The organism is Mesorhizobium sp. M7A.F.Ca.US.014.04.1.1 (genome assembly GCF_003998745.1).
In the GTDB taxonomy this organism is placed as follows: domain Bacteria; phylum Pseudomonadota; class Alphaproteobacteria; order Rhizobiales; family Rhizobiaceae; genus Mesorhizobium; species Mesorhizobium ciceri.
Genome location: NZ_RZRW01001542.1, coordinates 1 through 312 on the forward strand (window position 1 = coordinate 1; position 312 = coordinate 312).

Genomic DNA, 312 nt, shown 5'->3' on the forward strand with positions numbered 1-312 from the left:
TCAGTACGATCTCCTGCGCCACGAAGCCGCCAAGTGAGAAACCGAAGAGATCGACTTGATCGAACCCAAGCGCCCGGACAAAGGCGACAGCATCCCGTGCCATCTCGGCAATGCTTGACGGCGTTTTGCCGCCCGAAGCACCGATGCCCCTGTTGTCGAAGGCAATCACTCGACGGTTCGCGGCGAGGCCATCGACGATGCGTGGATCAAAATTGTCCAGTTGAGCGCCGAGATGGTTGAGCAGGATCACCGGTACGCCGGTCTTGGGGCCGAGCTCCCGGTAGACGAACGCCGTGCCGCCGACATCCACCG

General features: G+C 61.5%; 1 protein-coding gene. It reads right to left on the minus strand.

Annotation, left to right across the window (positions count from 1 at the left end):
* Positions 1 to 310 (minus strand): alpha/beta fold hydrolase (locus tag EOA22_RS37510; protein WP_245478833.1); only part of this gene is annotated, 310 nt, incomplete at its 3' end.
* Positions 311 to 312: the final 2 nt, after the last annotated feature.